Annotated in this window: 14 protein-coding genes; 9 read left to right on the forward strand and 5 right to left on the reverse strand. The window is 63.9% G+C overall.

Annotation, left to right across the window (positions count from 1 at the left end):
- Positions 1 to 262: 262 nt before the first annotated feature.
- The 8 genes from P0D71_RS32965 (at position 263) to P0D71_RS33000 (ending at position 9460) form a co-directional block, all read left to right on the forward strand.
- Positions 263 to 754 carry an NUDIX hydrolase gene (locus P0D71_RS32965; RefSeq protein WP_091796710.1) on the forward strand — a complete coding sequence of 164 codons (492 nt, stop codon included), beginning with the start codon at positions 263 to 265 and terminating at the stop codon, positions 752 to 754.
- Positions 755 to 833: 79 nt separating this feature from the next.
- Complete coding sequence (gene mnmA / locus P0D71_RS32970; protein WP_408483615.1) at positions 834 to 1979, forward strand: tRNA 2-thiouridine(34) synthase MnmA; 1146 nt, start codon at positions 834 to 836, stop codon at positions 1977 to 1979.
- 213 nt (positions 1980 to 2192) lie between these two features.
- Entirely contained in the window at positions 2193 to 3803 is a 1611-nt protein-coding gene (locus P0D71_RS32975; protein WP_408302551.1) for an FMN-binding glutamate synthase family protein, read from the forward strand.
- A gap of 218 nt (positions 3804 to 4021) precedes the next feature.
- Entirely contained in the window at positions 4022 to 5029 is a 1008-nt protein-coding gene (glyQ, locus tag P0D71_RS32980; protein ID WP_408186525.1) for a glycine--tRNA ligase subunit alpha, read from the forward strand.
- Between the two features lie 20 nt (positions 5030 to 5049).
- Entirely contained in the window at positions 5050 to 7149 is a 2100-nt protein-coding gene (glyS, locus tag P0D71_RS32985) for a glycine--tRNA ligase subunit beta (protein ID WP_091796713.1), read from the forward strand.
- Positions 7150 to 7159: 10 nt separating this feature from the next.
- Complete coding sequence (gene gmhB, locus P0D71_RS32990; RefSeq protein ID WP_408483616.1) at positions 7160 to 7714, forward strand: D-glycero-beta-D-manno-heptose 1,7-bisphosphate 7-phosphatase; 555 nt, start codon at positions 7160 to 7162, stop codon at positions 7712 to 7714.
- A 40-nt stretch (positions 7715 to 7754) separates the two neighbouring features.
- Positions 7755 to 8513 (forward strand): lysophospholipid acyltransferase family protein, encoded by a 759-nt coding sequence (locus P0D71_RS32995; protein ID WP_091796715.1) that lies wholly within the window; start codon positions 7755 to 7757, stop codon positions 8511 to 8513.
- A gap of 44 nt (positions 8514 to 8557) precedes the next feature.
- A complete protein-coding gene (locus P0D71_RS33000) occupies positions 8558 to 9460 on the forward strand; it encodes a M48 family metallopeptidase (protein WP_408483617.1) in 903 nt (300 codons plus the stop codon).
- Positions 9461 to 9530: 70 nt separating this feature from the next.
- Here the strand turns inward: P0D71_RS33000 and P0D71_RS33005 are convergent, their stop codons facing one another.
- From P0D71_RS33005 to P0D71_RS33015, 3 genes are all read right to left on the reverse strand, one after another.
- Positions 9531 to 9929 (reverse strand): hypothetical protein, encoded by a 399-nt coding sequence (locus tag P0D71_RS33005; RefSeq protein WP_091796717.1) that lies wholly within the window; start codon positions 9927 to 9929, stop codon positions 9531 to 9533.
- 29 nt (positions 9930 to 9958) lie between these two features.
- Positions 9959 to 10345, reverse strand: coding sequence for a lactoylglutathione lyase (gene gloA / locus P0D71_RS33010; protein WP_095417469.1), 387 nt, complete (start codon positions 10343 to 10345; stop codon positions 9959 to 9961).
- Between the two features lie 87 nt (positions 10346 to 10432).
- Positions 10433 to 11554 (reverse strand): porin, encoded by a 1122-nt coding sequence (locus P0D71_RS33015; protein ID WP_408483618.1) that lies wholly within the window; start codon positions 11552 to 11554, stop codon positions 10433 to 10435.
- 349 nt (positions 11555 to 11903) lie between these two features.
- Between P0D71_RS33015 and P0D71_RS33020 the strand changes: the two genes are divergently transcribed.
- A complete protein-coding gene (locus tag P0D71_RS33020) occupies positions 11904 to 12839 on the forward strand; it encodes a DMT family transporter (protein WP_091796720.1) in 936 nt (311 codons plus the stop codon).
- 44 nt (positions 12840 to 12883) lie between these two features.
- Here the strand turns inward: P0D71_RS33020 and rsmA are convergent, their stop codons facing one another.
- Together rsmA and pdxA are read right to left on the reverse strand one after the other, a co-directional pair.
- On the reverse strand, positions 12884 to 13714 hold the full coding sequence (gene rsmA / locus P0D71_RS33025) for a 16S rRNA (adenine(1518)-N(6)/adenine(1519)-N(6))-dimethyltransferase RsmA (RefSeq protein ID WP_408186503.1): 831 nt from the start codon (positions 13712 to 13714) through the stop codon (positions 12884 to 12886).
- Positions 13715 to 13872: 158 nt separating this feature from the next.
- Positions 13873 to 14883, reverse strand: a complete 1011-nt coding sequence (gene pdxA, locus P0D71_RS33030; RefSeq protein WP_408483619.1) for a 4-hydroxythreonine-4-phosphate dehydrogenase PdxA — start codon at positions 14881 to 14883, stop codon at positions 13873 to 13875.

Raw genomic sequence — 14883 nt, forward strand, 5'->3', positions numbered from 1 at the left:
GGCTGGCACTCCGATGTGCATCGTTGTTCCTCCTCGACTTCCTGTTTTACGACAGATCCGCCGACGAGGCACGCCGGCTTGCAAGTGCAACGGCTAACGCCTCACTTTAACCGAAACGGACGCCGCGCCGAAATCGGGGACAATGCGGGGGGCCTTGGCGGATGCAGGCTGCGTCGTGGCGGGCCACGAATGGCCAAGACCGGGCGCCGCGCGCCGCCAGCTTCCCGGCAAGCGAAGCCCATAAACGGTAAAATGCGCACCCATGAAACCGGAAACCTGGCTGCCGCACGTCACCGTCGCGGCCATCGTCGAACGTGACGGGCGCTTCCTCGTGGTCGAGGAACATACCGCCGAGGGCCTGCGCCTGAATCAGCCCGCGGGCCATCTGGAAGCGGGCGAAACGCTGCTTGAAGCCGTGATCCGCGAAACGCTCGAGGAAACCGCCCATCCGTTCGTGCCCGTGGCACTGGTGGGCATGTATATGACCCACTTCGAGCGTCCCGGCAGCGAGGGCGCGGCAGGCGGGGTGACCTACCTGCGCTTCACCTATTGCGGCCCGGGCGGCGAACCGGACACGGAGCGCGCGCTCGACCCCGACATCGTCCGCACATTGTGGATGAGCGCCGACGAATTGCGCGCCTGTCCCGAACGGCACCGCACGCCGCTCGTCATGCAATGTCTGGACGACTACCTCGCGGGGCGGCGTTTCCCGCTCGACTTCGTGCACACGCATTCGGTCGGGCCCAAACAGTAAAAACAGTACATATCGCGGCAGCCGTCACGAGCGGCCCACCCACGATCCATGAAGTCACGCAGCACCCAGTGAGCACCTTATGAGCAAGCAGAAAGTCGTAGTAGGCATGTCGGGCGGCGTCGATTCGTCGGTTACCGCGTGGCTGCTGAAGGAACAGGGCTACGACGTGGTCGGCCTGTTCATGAAAAACTGGGAAGACGACGACGACAGCGAGTACTGCTCGACGCGGCAGGACTGGATCGACGTGGTTTCGGTGGCGGACCTGATCGGCATCGACGTCGAAGCGGTCAACTTCGCCTCCGAATACAAGGACCGCGTGTTCGCCGAATTCCTGCGCGAATACTCGGCCGGCCGCACGCCGAATCCGGACGTGCTGTGCAACGCCGAAATCAAGTTCAAGGCGTTCCTCGATCACGCCATGTCGCTCGGCGCGGAAACCATCGCGACCGGCCACTATGCGCGCGTGCGCAAGAACAATGGCCGCTTCGAACTGCTGAAGGCATTCGACCATACGAAAGATCAGTCCTACTTCCTGCACAGGTTGAATCAGGCGCAGTTGTCGAAAACGCTGTTTCCGCTCGGCGAGATTCCGAAAACCAAGGTGCGCGAAATCGCCGAACAGATCGCGCTGCCCAATGCGAAGAAGAAAGACTCGACCGGCATCTGCTTTATCGGCGAACGGCCGTTCCGCGACTTCCTGAACCGCTATCTGCCGACCAAGCCCGGCCCGATGAAAACCACCGAAGGCAAAGTGGTCGGCGAACACATCGGCCTCGCGTTCTACACGTTCGGCCAGCGCAAGGGCATCGGCCTCGGCGGCAGCAAGGACGGCAGCGGCGAGCCGTGGTTCGTGGCCGGAAAGGACATCCCGTCGAACACGCTCTACGTTGCGCAGGGCCACGATCATCCGTGGCTGCTGAGCCATACGCTGTCCGCGGGCAACACGAGCTGGGTGGCGGGCGAGCCGCCGGCGGACGGCTTTGCGTGCGGCGCGAAGACCCGCTACCGGCAAGCGGACGCGCCGTGCACGTTCAGTTCGGCGGGGGCCGGCGAAGGCCTCTTCGAGCTGAATTTCGACACGGCGCAATGGGCTGTCACACCGGGGCAATCCGCCGTGCTCTACGATGGCGACGTGTGCCTGGGCGGCGGCATCATCGAACATGCGGTAACCGGCCAGCCGGTCTCACGCCAGCCGCAACAAGCGGCATTGCTGACCACCCGCTGATCCATGCTTTCAATCGATGAACCATGCTGCGCGTCGCCGTACGCGCCGCACGTTCACGTCTGAACCCGGTCGCGGCATTCATGCGTTCGCACTTCAAACGGCAGCCCGCTTCGCCACGACAAGCAGTCGCCCGTTTTCCTTCACGACGGATTCCGCCTGCGCCAACGGCGTTGGCGATCCCGCCGTGACGATCCTCACCGCAACGGAGTCCCCATGTTTTCTCGACGTTATCTCGCCATGTGGTGCGCAGCCGCGCTACTCGCGGTCTGCGCGGCGCTCGCCGCCACGCATCACATTTCGTGGTTCTGGATCATCGTGCCGCTCGCGCTCGTGGCGCTCGGCCTGTTCGACCTGACGCAGCAGCGTCACGCGATCCTGCGCAACTATCCGCTGTGGGGGCACTTCCGTTTCCTGTTCGAATTCATCCGGCCGGAAATCCGTCAGTATTTCGTTGAAGGCGATACCGACGAAAAGCCGTTCTCGCGCGCTCAGCGCAGCATCGTCTACCAGCGTGCGAAGAACGACGTCGACAGCCGACCGTACGGCACCGAGCTCGACGTCAAGGCCGTCTCGCACGAATGGATCAGCCACTCGCTCGCGCCGACCGTGCTCGATCACCACGACTTTCGCGTCGTCGTCGGACCGGACCGCGCACAGCCTTATTCGATGTCGATCTTCAACGTCTCGGCAATGAGCTTCGGCTCACTGTCGGCGAACGCGATCATGGCGCTGAACCTCGGCGCGAAGAAAGGCAACTTCGCGCACGACACCGGCGAAGGTTCGATGTCGAAGTATCACCGCGAGCATGGCGGCGACATCATCTGGGAAATCGCTTCGGGCTACTTCGGCTGCCGCAACGACGACGGCACTTTCAGCGCGGAGAAGTTCGCGAAACAGGCCGCCGAGCCGCAAGTGAAGATGATCGAGGTGAAGCTCTCGCAAGGCGCGAAGCCGGGTCACGGCGGCGTGCTGCCGGCGGCCAAGATCACGCCGGAAATCGCCGAAACGCGCGGCGTGCCGATGGGCCGCGACTGCATCTCGCCGGCCACGCACTCGGAGTTCTCCACACCGCGCGGTCTGCTCGAATTTGTCGACCGTCTGCGCACGCTGTCGGGCGGCAAGCCGACCGGGTTCAAGCTGTGCATCGGGCACCCATGGGAATTTTTCGGCATTGCGAAGGCGATGCTGGAAACGGGCATCCTGCCGGACTTCATCGTGGTGGACGGCGCTGAAGGCGGCACCGGCGCGGCGCCACTGGAATTCACCGACCACGTCGGCGTGCCGTTACAAGAGGGCCTGCTGCTGGTGCATAACACGCTGGTGGGCATCGGCTTGCGCCAGCGCATCCGCATCGGCGCGAGCGGCAAGATGATCACCGCATTCGATATCACCAAGACGCTCGCCATCGGCGCCGATTGGGTCAATGCGGCGCGCGGCTTCATGTTCGCGGTGGGCTGCATTCAGGCGCAGACCTGCCACACGGGGCGTTGCCCGACCGGCGTCGCGACGCAAGACCCGGTGCGCCAGCGCGCGTTGGTGGTGCCGGACAAGGCCGACCGTGTTTTCAATTTCCATCACAACACGCTGCATGCGCTGAAGGAAATCATTCAGGCCGCGGGCCTGAAGCATCCGGCGGAACTGCGCGCGCATCACATCGTGCGGCGCGTGTCGTCGCATGAGGTGCGCCTCATGTCGGACTTGCTGAAGTATCTCGATCCGAACGACCTGCTCAACGGCAATTACCGTTACTCGCTGTTCGAAAAGTACTGGCCGGTGGCGCAAAGCGATTCGTTCTCGCCGAAGGTGGAGCTGGCGGCGACGTGACCGGCCTGCCGATGCGCGCGCTATGACGCGACACTATTGACGAAGGGCCGCACCACGCGGCCCTTCGTCATTCAGAGAACCGTTGAACTCCCGTCCGACCCCGCAAAACGGACACCCCCCTCCCTTTCCGTTAAAATCTCTGGTTTAGCACTTCGCTCCACGGCCAGCCCGGCGCGCTTCGGCGCTCACGGCGCGGCCCCATGCCCGAAAGGCACTTCATGCTCACGTTTCAGCAAATCATCCTGACAATGCAGTCCTACTGGGACAAGCAGGGTTGCGCATTGCTCCAGCCGATCGACATGGAAGTCGGCGCGGGCACCTCCCACGTCCACACTTTCCTGCGCGCGGTCGGTCCCGAGCCGTGGCGCGCGGCATACGTGCAACCGTCGCGCCGCCCGAAAGACGGCCGCTACGGCGAGAACCCGAACCGTCTGCAGCATTACTACCAGTACCAGGTGGTGCTCAAGCCGGCGCCGGAAAATATCCTCGACCTGTACCTCGGCTCGCTCGAAGCCCTCGGCTTCGACCTGAAGCAGAACGACGTGCGCTTTGTCGAAGACGACTGGGAAAATCCCACGCTCGGCGCCTGGGGCCTCGGCTGGGAAGTGTGGCTGAACGGCATGGAAGTGACCCAGTTCACCTACTTCCAGCAGGTCGGCGGTCTCGACTGCAAGCCAGTGCTCGGCGAAATCACGTACGGCCTCGAGCGCCTCGCCATGTATTTGCAGAAGGTCGAGAACGTCTACGACCTCGTCTGGACGGAGTGGGAAGAGCAAGGCCCGAACGGCCCGGAACTGCGTCGCCTCACTTATGGCGATGTCTACCATCAGAACGAAGTCGAGCAGTCCACCTACAACTTCGAATACGCGAACGTCGAGTTGCTGTTCTCGATCTTCAACAGCTACGAAGCCGAAGCCAAGCGCATGATCGAAGCGCAGATCGCGCTGCCGGCGTATGAACTCGTGCTGAAGGCCGGCCACACGTTCAACCTGCTCGACGCACGCGGCGCCATTTCGGTCACGGAACGCGCGGCGTATATCGGCCGCATTCGCGCACTGTCGAAGCTGGTCGCCCAGGCTTATTACGACTCGCGCGAAAAGCTCGGCTTCCCGATGCTCGGCAATCCGGTGCACGGCGTGCCCGGCCTCACGACTGACGAACAGGACGCCGCGATGCCCGCATGGGCGCCGCCGCTGAAAGTCGAACGCAAGATCGACCAAGACTGACGAGACGAGAACACCAGGAAATGACTCAACCCCATCAAGCTACCCTGCTCGTCGAGCTGCTGACCGAAGAACTGCCGCCCAAAGCGCTCGCGCGTCTCGGCGACGCCTTCGCCGAAGGCATTGCGCAGCGCCTCGCGGCGCGCGACCTGGTCGAAGGCGAACTGTCGTTCGAACGTTATGCCACGCCGCGCCGCCTCGCAGTCACGATCAAAAACGTGCGCGCGGTCGCGCCGGAAAAACACGTGCGCGAAAAAGTGCTGCCGGTTTCTGTCGCGCTGGATAAAGACGGCCAGCCCACCGCGCCGCTCGCCAAGAAACTGGCCGCGCTCGGCTTCCCCGATTTCTCGGTGAACGACCTGGAGCGCGCGCAGGACGGCAAGGCCGAAGCCTTCTTCCTGCGTTACGCCGCGCCCGGCGCCACGCTCGCCGAAGGCCTGCAAGGCGCGCTCGACGAAACGCTCGCCAAGCTGCCCATTCCGAAGGTCATGACCTATCAGCGCCCGGACGGCACCAATGTGCAGTTCGTGCGTCCGGCGCATCGCCTGACCGCGCTGCATGGCGAACAGGTCGTGCCGGTGAGCGCGCTCGGCATCGACGCCGACGACACCACGCTCGGCCATCGCTTCCTATCCGAAGGCTTCGTGCAGATCCAGCACGCGGATTCGTACGCCGAGACGCTGCTGCACAAAGGCCGCGTGGTCGCGAATTTCGCCGACCGCAAGGCCGCCATCCGCACGCATCTGCTCGCGCAAGCCAACGGCGACCAGGTAGTGATGCCGGAATCGCTGCTGGACGAAGTGACCTCGCTGGTTGAATGGCCGGTGGTCTACGCGTGCCGTTTCGAGGACGAATTCCTGCAAGTGCCGCAGGAATGCCTGATCCTCACCATGCAGACCAACCAGAAATACTTCGCGCTGACCGATGCGAACGGCAAGCTGCGTTCGCGCTTCCTGATCGTGTCGAATATCGAAACGGCCACGCCGGGCGATATCGTCGAAGGCAATGAGCGCGTGGTGCGTCCGCGTCTGGCCGACGCGAAGTTCTTCTTCGAGCAGGACAAGAAAAAGACGCTCGCCGATCGCGTGCCGCTGCTCGCGAACGTGGTGTATCACAACAAGCTGGGCTCGGCGCTGCAACGCGTGGAGCGCGTTGAAGCGCTGGCCGGCGCGATTGCCGAACTGATCGGCGCGGACGTGGCGCTTGCAAAGCGCGCCGCGCGTCTGGCCAAGGCCGACCTGATCACCGACATGGTGGGCGAATTCCCCGAGCTGCAAGGCACGATGGGCACGTACTACGCGCGCCACGACGGCGAGCCGGAAGAAGTCGCGCTCGCTTGCTCGGAACATTATCAGCCGCGTTTCTCCGGCGACGCGTTGCCCACCACCGCAACCGGCACCGTCGTCGCGCTCGCCGACAAGCTCGAAACGCTGGTCGGCATATGGGGTATCGGCCTGCAACCCACCGGCGAGAAAGACCCGTTCGCGCTGCGCCGTCACGCGCTCGGCGTGCTGCGCATTCTCGTCGAGAAGCAACTGCCGGTCGATCTGGTCGAACTGCTGCGCACGGCTCACGCGCAATTCGCCGCGGTGCCGAACGTCGCCGATTCGACGCAAGCGATCTACGAGTTCAGCATGGACCGCCTGCGCGGTCTGCTGCGCGAGCGCGGCTATGCAGTCGGCGAGATCGACGCGGTGCTGGCGCTGAATCCCACGCGTCTGGACGACATCGTCGCGCGTCTGGATGCCGTGCGCGAATTCGCGTCGCTGGCTGAAGCGGCTTCGCTCGCGGCGGCCAACAAGCGCATCTCGAACATCCTGAAGAAGTCGGAAGGCGCGGCGACCGGCGGTGTGCAAGTCACGCTGCTCGTCGAAGCGGCGGAAAAAGCCTTGCATGCGCAACTCGAACAGGTCGCGCCGCGCGTGCAATCGCAACTGGCCGCACGCGACTACACGGGTGCGCTCACCGCGCTCGCCGCGTTGCGCGAACCGGTCGACACGTTCTTCAACGACGTGATGGTCAACGCCGAAGATCCGGCGTTGCGCGCCAACCGTCTGGCCCTGCTCGGCGCACTGCATCAGCAGATGAACTGCGTCGCCGACATTTCCCGACTCGCCGCCTGAGCACCGCGCCATGCCGACCAAAAAAGTGGTGATCCTCGACCGCGACGGCGTGATCAACGTCGACTCCGACGCGTTCATCAAGTCGCCGGACGAATGGGTTGCCCTGCCCGGTTCGCTGGAAGCCATCGCGCGTCTGAATCAGGCGGGCTATCGCGTGGCGATCGCGACCAACCAGTCGGGCATCGGCCGCGGCCTGTTCGACATGAACGCGCTCAATGCGATGCATCTGAAGATGCACCGCATGGCGGCCGCGGTCGGCGGGCGCATCGACGCGGTGTTCTTCTGCCCGCACACGGCGGAAGACCACTGCGAGTGCCGCAAGCCGAAGCCCGGCATGCTGAAGATGATCGCCGAACGTTTCGAAGTCGATCCGGAACATACGCCGGTGGTCGGCGACTCCAAACGCGATCTGCAAGCGGGCGCTTCGCTCGGCCATCCGACTCATCTGGTGCTGACCGGCAAGGGTCGCAAAGCGCTCGCGGCCGGCAACTTGCCTGAAGGCACGATCGTGCACGACGATCTGCGTGCCTTCGCGCTCGACTTCCTCGCCGACGCTCAAGAGTGACGCGCGCCACGCGCGTCCCCATCCCTCACTGACCACGCCGATGCGCTTCATCCGTTCTTTGCTTCTGCTGATCTACTTCGTTCTCTTCACGGTGCCGTACGCGACGGCATGCTTCATCGCGTTTCCGTTCATGCGCGCCGACAAGCGCTACTGGATGGCGGCCGGCTGGTGCCGCGCGACGCTGCATACGGTGCGTTGGCTCAACGGCATCCGCTACCGGATCGAGGGCATGGAGAACCTGCCCAACGGTCCCGCCGTGCTGCTGTCCAAGCATCAGTCGGCATGGGAAACGCTGGCGTTTCCGGCGCTCATGCCCCGGCCGCTGTGCTATGTGTTCAAGCGCGAACTGCTGTATGTACCGTTCTTCGGCTGGGCGCTCGGCATGCTGAAGATGGTTCACATCGATCGCAAGGAAGGCAAGTACGCGTTCGAATCGGTCATCAAACAGGGCAAGGCACGCATGGCGGAAGGCGCTTGGGTCATCATGTTTCCGGAAGGCACGCGCACGCCGACCGGCAAGCAAGGCAAGTACAAAACCGGGGGCGCGCGCTTCGCGACGGCAACCGGCGCGCCGGTCGTACCGATCGCGCACAACGCAGGACGCGTGTGGCCGCGCAACTCGTTTCTCAAATATGCGGGTATAGTCACAGTGTCGATCGGCAAGCCGATCGACACGACGGGGCTCACGCCCGATGAAGTGAACACGCGCGTCGAACGGTGGATCGAAGCTGAAATGCGTCGCATCGATCCTACCGCGTACCGCGCGGCGGAAAGCAGTTCCGCCGCCGCACCAATCTGACGCGCCCACGCCCTAGAAGGCGTATTAGCGCGAAGCCGAATCCGATGCAGAAGTCTCCTACGCCGCAGCACGCTGCGGCGCTCGATAACCGGCAGCTCGATCTCCCGCTCTTTGCCGAGCCGGGGTCGACGTCGTCGTCCCCTTCACCTTCCGCACCGTCGTCTGGCTCTTTGCAGGGCTCGCCGGGGAGCCAGCAACCGGCCGTGTTGTTCGCGCCGGATGGCAGCAAGCTGCGCAGCCTCGCGATCGGCTCACGCACGCTGCATTACGTGCTCAAGCGTTCGGCGCGACGCTCGATCGGCTTTGCGATCGACAGCACGGGTCTCACGATCACGGCACCGCGTTGGGTTACGCTCGCCGATATCGAAACCGCGATCACCGAAAAACAGCGCTGGATTTTCACGAAGCTGATCGAATGGCAAACTCGCGTCGAGCAACGCGCGTTGCCGAAGGTCGACTGGAAAGATGGCGCCGAGGTGCCTTATCTGGGACAGCCCGTGCGCGTGAAGCTCGGCTCGCCGCAAGGCACGCTCGCGTTCAGCGCGAACGACGCGGCGCTGCAAGTGCCGCTGCCGTTGCAAGCGGATCCGCAGCAGATCAAGGACCGCGTGCAAGGGTGGCTGCAAGGCGAAGCGAAGCGCCTGTTCGGCGAGCGCCTCGCGATCTACGCGGATAAGCTGGGCGTGAACTATCGCGCGTATGCGCTTTCTTCAGCGGCCACGCGTTGGGGCAGTTGTTCGAGTGACGGCAAGATTCGCCTGAACTGGCGGCTCATTCACTTTCCGCTTTCCATCATCGATTACGTCGTCGCTCACGAACTCGCGCATCTGCGTGAAATGAATCACAGCCCGCGTTTCTGGCAAACAGTCGAATCGATTTTTCCGGAATTCCGCGAGGCGCGGCAGACGTTGAAGTCGCATCCGCCGGAATTGCTGCCGACGCTTTAGCCCCTTCCTTGCGCGTTGAAACCGGCGCTTCAGTTTCAAACTGAAGCACCGGCTTGTCACATTCTTCCGCTCACTCCGAGCAGAAAGTTTCCTGCAAATGACGCCACGTCACCTTGCCGTGCGCGTCGAGATCCATCACCGCCGTGGAGCGCCGCACGTTCGCGTTGCCGGTGTTGTCGCGCTGATACTCGCGATATTTCACCACCGCCCCTGACGGGTATTCGGCGACGATCTCCTTGTCGCGAATGGTGATGTGCGCGCCTGGGCGCGCGCCGCGCAGCTTCGAAAATGTCTCGCGCAAACCGGCGTGATCGAGTGCGGCACCCGAAGTCATGACCAGCGTGAACTGCGGAGCGAAGCGCGCCATGATTCTTTGCAGCGCGCCTTCATCCGCGGAACCGTCGAACAAGGCCTCGATTTCGACGTGGATCTCGTCGAGTTCGTTGAAGTAGGGATTGCTGTTATTCATCGTCTAACCTCGCCCCACGGCCTGCTCTATTATTTCTTCTTCTGGATGAACTCGATCTTGTAGCCGTCCGGGTCGGTAACGAAAGCGATCACGGTCGTGCCGTGTTTCATCGGGCCCGCCTCGCGCACGACCGTGCCGCCTTGCGCCTTGATCTTGTCACATGCGGCGTAGGCATCGTCCACTTCGACGGCGAGGTGACCGAAACCGGTACCGAGATCGTAAGAGGGTGTGTCCCAGTTGTGCGTGAGTTCGAGCACGGTGCCGTCGCGCTCGTCTTCGTAACCGACGAATGCCAGCGTGAATTTGCCGTCCGGATAATCTTCGCGGCGCAGCAGTTTCATGCCGAGCAGTTCGGTGTAGAAGGCAATGGAACGATCCAGGTCGCCGACCCGGAGCATGGTGTGAAGCAGGCGCATGGTGCACTCCCTGTTGCATGATAGCGAGACCGTCAATGTACCCGGAATCACGCACCGCTGCAGAGCGCGCCGCTCGTGAACCGATGCTCAGAACTGATGCCGCACGCCTGCCATCAAGCCGATCTGCGTGCCCTTCTGCGCGAGCCCGACGCCGTTGACGCCTTGCAGTTGCGCTCCGATCAGACCGCCCCGATAGATCGCATAGTCGCCTTCCAGATAGATGTCGGTGCGTCTGGAGAGGTTGTAGTCGGCGACCAGTTGGTACTGCCAGGCTGAGCCGTCCTGCGCGGCGGTCTTGCCGTCCTGCAGCGTGCGCCAGACATTCGCGGCGAAGTGCCACTTGTTGCTGACCTGCTGCGTGATGCCGCCCAGGATCATGCGGCGCCGCGCAAAGTCCGTGTACTTGAGCGCTGCCAGCACCGGTGCGGTGAACGGCCCGTTGGCGAAATTCGAAAAGCCCGCATCGTTCTGGTTGACGATGTAGCCGGCGGAAAAGCGCGTGAGATTCCAGGTGTACGCGCCGCCGAATGTCCATGTCTTCGCGGCCGCGCCGTTGACGGAGTCCTTCGACTCTTCGTACGCGCCGCCCACGCTGAACGGCCCGCCTTCCGGCTTATAAGCCGCGGCCGCGCCGATCTGGCTGCCGTAGGAATTGCCCGCGTTGCCGCCGAATGCGTAACCGGCCGCGAACGTAAAGCCGTCATATCTCGCCTGATATTGCACCTGGTTGCTGGTCCAGATGCCGCCCGTCATTGTCACTTCAGGTTGAAAGCTGAAGTCGTACGGGATCCAGGAGTTGCTGCCGTAGCCGGCCACCGTGACGCCTTCGATCACCACGTTGTATTGACGGCCGAGGATGATCTGGCCGTAGGAGTCCGAACGCACGCCGACCTGCGCTTCGTTGAAGAACGGCAGCGTGGGATCGCTTTGCCCGCTGTTGATATAGATGCGGTTTTCGAGCTTGAAGAAAGTAGACCAGCCGCCGCCCAGATCTTCGACGCCTTTCAGGCCCCAACGGCTTTGCGTCATGCCACCGTTGCCGAGTCCGATCGACGAATCGCCGGCCGCGTTGACGTGAGTCAGATAGCGCACGCTCTCATCGACCACGCCGTACAGCGTCACGCTGGATTGCGCGTGCGCCATCTGGCACGCCAACGACGCCAACGCCGCGGGCACTGCGCCCGCTGCCCACCTGCCTACGTTCTTCATCGCTTTTCCTCGTACAGGTTCCGCGTTGCGCGGAGAGGGTCAGTCTGCTTCGGCGGAGCAACGAATCAGTCCGTTACGCTGTCCGCCTGTTCTTCGCATTCTTCGTACTGAGAAGCCTTGCGCCGCACCGCATACAGCCGGCGCGAATGTCCTGACGAAACGGTAGTGGCTGAACCTTAGCGCGAAACGGCAATAGTGCGAAATTAGTCTGACCTGGGTGTTGCGCGGGTGTCGTGAAATCGGCAAAAAACTTGCGGCCTGTAAGAAGCACGCGTAGGCAGTGGGGTCATCGGGCGGCTGAGCGGACGGGTTTGCTATCGTACGACCTGTCCCCGCCTCCACTCAGCCCATGAGCACCTCCGCCCTGCCCGCACGTCGCGCCCCGGATAGCTTCGCCATCCTCTTGATGATCGGCCTGTGCGCGATATGGGGGCTTCAGCAAGTCGCGATCAAGAGCACCAACATCGCGCTGCCGCCGGTCTTTCAGGCCGGCGTGCGCTCGGCGATCGCGGCCGTGCTCGTCTGGGGCTGGGCGCGCTCACGCGGCACGCCGCTCTTTCGCGACGACGGCACCCTGGGCGCCGGCGTGCTCGCGGGCGTGCTGTTCGCCAGTGAGTTCGTGTGCATTTTTCTCGGCCTGACGCTGACCAGTGCGTCGCGCATGGCGGTCTTTCTTTACACCGCGCCGTGCTTCACGGCGCTCGGCCTGCACTGGTTCGTCGACGGCGAGCGCATGCGGCGCATTCAGTGGCTCGGTATCTTCGTCGCGTTCACGGGCATGGCGCTCGCTTTCGCGGACGGCTTCCTGCATGGCCACGCCGCGCAAGGTTCGGTGCTGAAGGGCGTCGCCGGCGACGCGCTCGGCGTGCTGGCCGGTATCGCGTGGGCCGCGACGACCGTGGTGGTGCGCGCCTCGCGCCTCGCTCAATCGAGCGCTAGCAAGACGCTGTTCTATCAACTGACGGTGTCGGCGGTAGTCCTGCTCGCGCTTGCCCTCGGGCTTGGCCAGGCGCGCGTGGAAACCGTCACGCCGCTGGCGGTGGTGAGCCTCGCGTATCAGGCCGTGATTGTGGCGTTCGTCAGCTATCTGGTGTGGTTCTGGTTGCTGACGCGCTATATCGCGTCACGCCTGTCGGTATTCTCGTTTCTCACGCCGCTGTTCGGCGTGAGCTTCGGCGTGCTGCTGCTCGGCGAGTCATTCAGCGTGCGCTTTCTGATGGCCGCAGTGCTGGTGCTGACCGGCATCGCGCTGGTCAATGCACCGGCAAAGCGTGTGACGGCCTAGCGTTCGCGTTCACCAACGCTTGGCTTTGGCCTCGGGCTCGGCGCTCAGGCCTTGCCCGCCACGATCTGCGCGACACGCACATATTCGGCCACCGGCACGTCTTCGGCGCGGCGCTGCAGGTCGAAGCCGAGCGCTTCGAAATCCACCGAATCGCGATACGCAGCGAGCGTGTTGCGCAGCATCTTGCGGCGCTGCGAGAACGCGGCCGTCACCACTTCGCCGAGCACACGCTCGTCGACGGGCGGCAGTTCATGCAGCTCGTACGGGATCATGCGCACGATCGCCGAATCGACTTTGGGCGGCGGGTTGAATGCGTCGGGCGGCACGTCGAGTTGCTTGTCGATCACGTAACGGTATTGCAGCATCACCGAGAGACGGCTGAACGCCTTGGTGCCTGGCTCCGCCACCATCCGCTCGACCACCTCGTTCTGCAACATGAAATGCTGATCGATCACGCGATGCGCGAAGGAGGTCAGATGAAACAGCAGCGGGCTCGAAATGTTGTACGGCAGATTGCCGACAATGCGCAGCGACGCCTTGTCGCCCGGCGCGGCCAGCGAGCCGAAGTCGAACGCGAGCGCGTCGCCCGCATGCAGTTCGAGCAGGTCGCCGAATTTCGTCTTCAGGCGGCCGATCAGATCGCGGTCCAGTTCGACCGCGTGCAAGGGCGCTTCCGGCGTCGCCAGACGCTCGATCAGCGGTTCGGTGAGCGCACCGAGGCCCGGTCCGATCTCGACCATGCGCTCGCCGCGCTGCGGCCGGATGACGTCGACGATCGAATCGATCACGCCCATGTCGACCAGAAAATTCTGACCGAAACGCTTGCGCGCGATATGACCTTGGTGCCGGCCCTGTTGCTGTCTGCTGGTGGACATCGAAGAAACGCTAAGAAAGAGAACTGCTTAAGAAAAGGAACCTGCTGCCCGACGCGCTTTCTCGCCGGCGCCCGCCATGCCGCGCCCGCTGCCGGCGGCAGCGCACATGGTAAAAAACGCGCCAGGCGCGCGCAAGAAGCCCGTGCGGTGGCGCCAGATCAGCCCGCGCGGCGGTGCTGCGCCATCGACACCGCTGTCTCGATCGCGGCAATCAGGCTGCCCGCGTCGGCACGCCCCGTGCCGGCCAGATCGAGCGCGGTGCCGTGATCGACCGAGGTGCGGATGATCGGCAAACCGAGCGTGATATTGATGCCTTCGCCGAACGTGGCGTACTTCAACACCGGCAGGCCCTGGTCGTGGAACATGGCCAGCACGCAGTCGGCCTGCTCAAGGTAACGCGGCTGGAACAGCGTGTCAGCCGGGTAGGGACCGCGCGCGTCGATGCCCTGCTCGTTCGCGAGCTTCAGCGCCGGTGAAATGACCTCGATTTCCTCGCGGCCAAGATAGCCGTTTTCGCCCGCGTGCGGATTCAGCCCGGTCACGAGAATGCGCGGCGCCGGCAAACCGAAGTGATGCCGCAAATCGTGATCGATGATGCGCAGCGTCTCCAGAATGCCTTCGATCGACAACGCCGCGGAGACATCCTTGAGCGGCAGATGCGTGGTGGCCAACGCGACGCGCAACGGGCGCTTGCCGGTGCCGGCCAGCATCATCACCACGCGCGGCGTGTGCGTGCGCTCGGCCAGATACTCCGTGTGGCCGGTGAACGGCACGCCGGCGTCGTTGATGGTGCTCTTTTGCAGCGGCGCGGTAACGATCGCGTCGAACGTGCCGGCCAGCGCTCCGTGTATTGCGCTGTCGAGCAGATCGAGCACGTAGCGGCCGTTGGCCGCGTCCAGCTTGCCCGCGACAGCAGGCGCCGCAAGCGGCCGGTGTTGCAGACGCACGCGCTTGCCATCCGCCACCAGCGCGCTCCAATCGACGCCCACGGCGCGCGCGCGTTCGGCGAGCAGGTCCGCGTCGCCGAGCACGGTGAACTGTGCGTGGGGCCAGTGCGCCGCCGCGCCGGCGAGCGCCTGCGCCGTCAGCTCGGGGCCGACGCCGGCGGGCTCGCCGGTCGTGATCGCGATCTGCAACGGTGGGCGGGCGGACTGGGCGGCGGTTGTCAT

It is taken from the genome of Paraburkholderia sp. RL17-383-BIF-A (genome assembly GCF_046028015.1).
Lineage (GTDB): Bacteria > Pseudomonadota > Gammaproteobacteria > Burkholderiales > Burkholderiaceae > Paraburkholderia.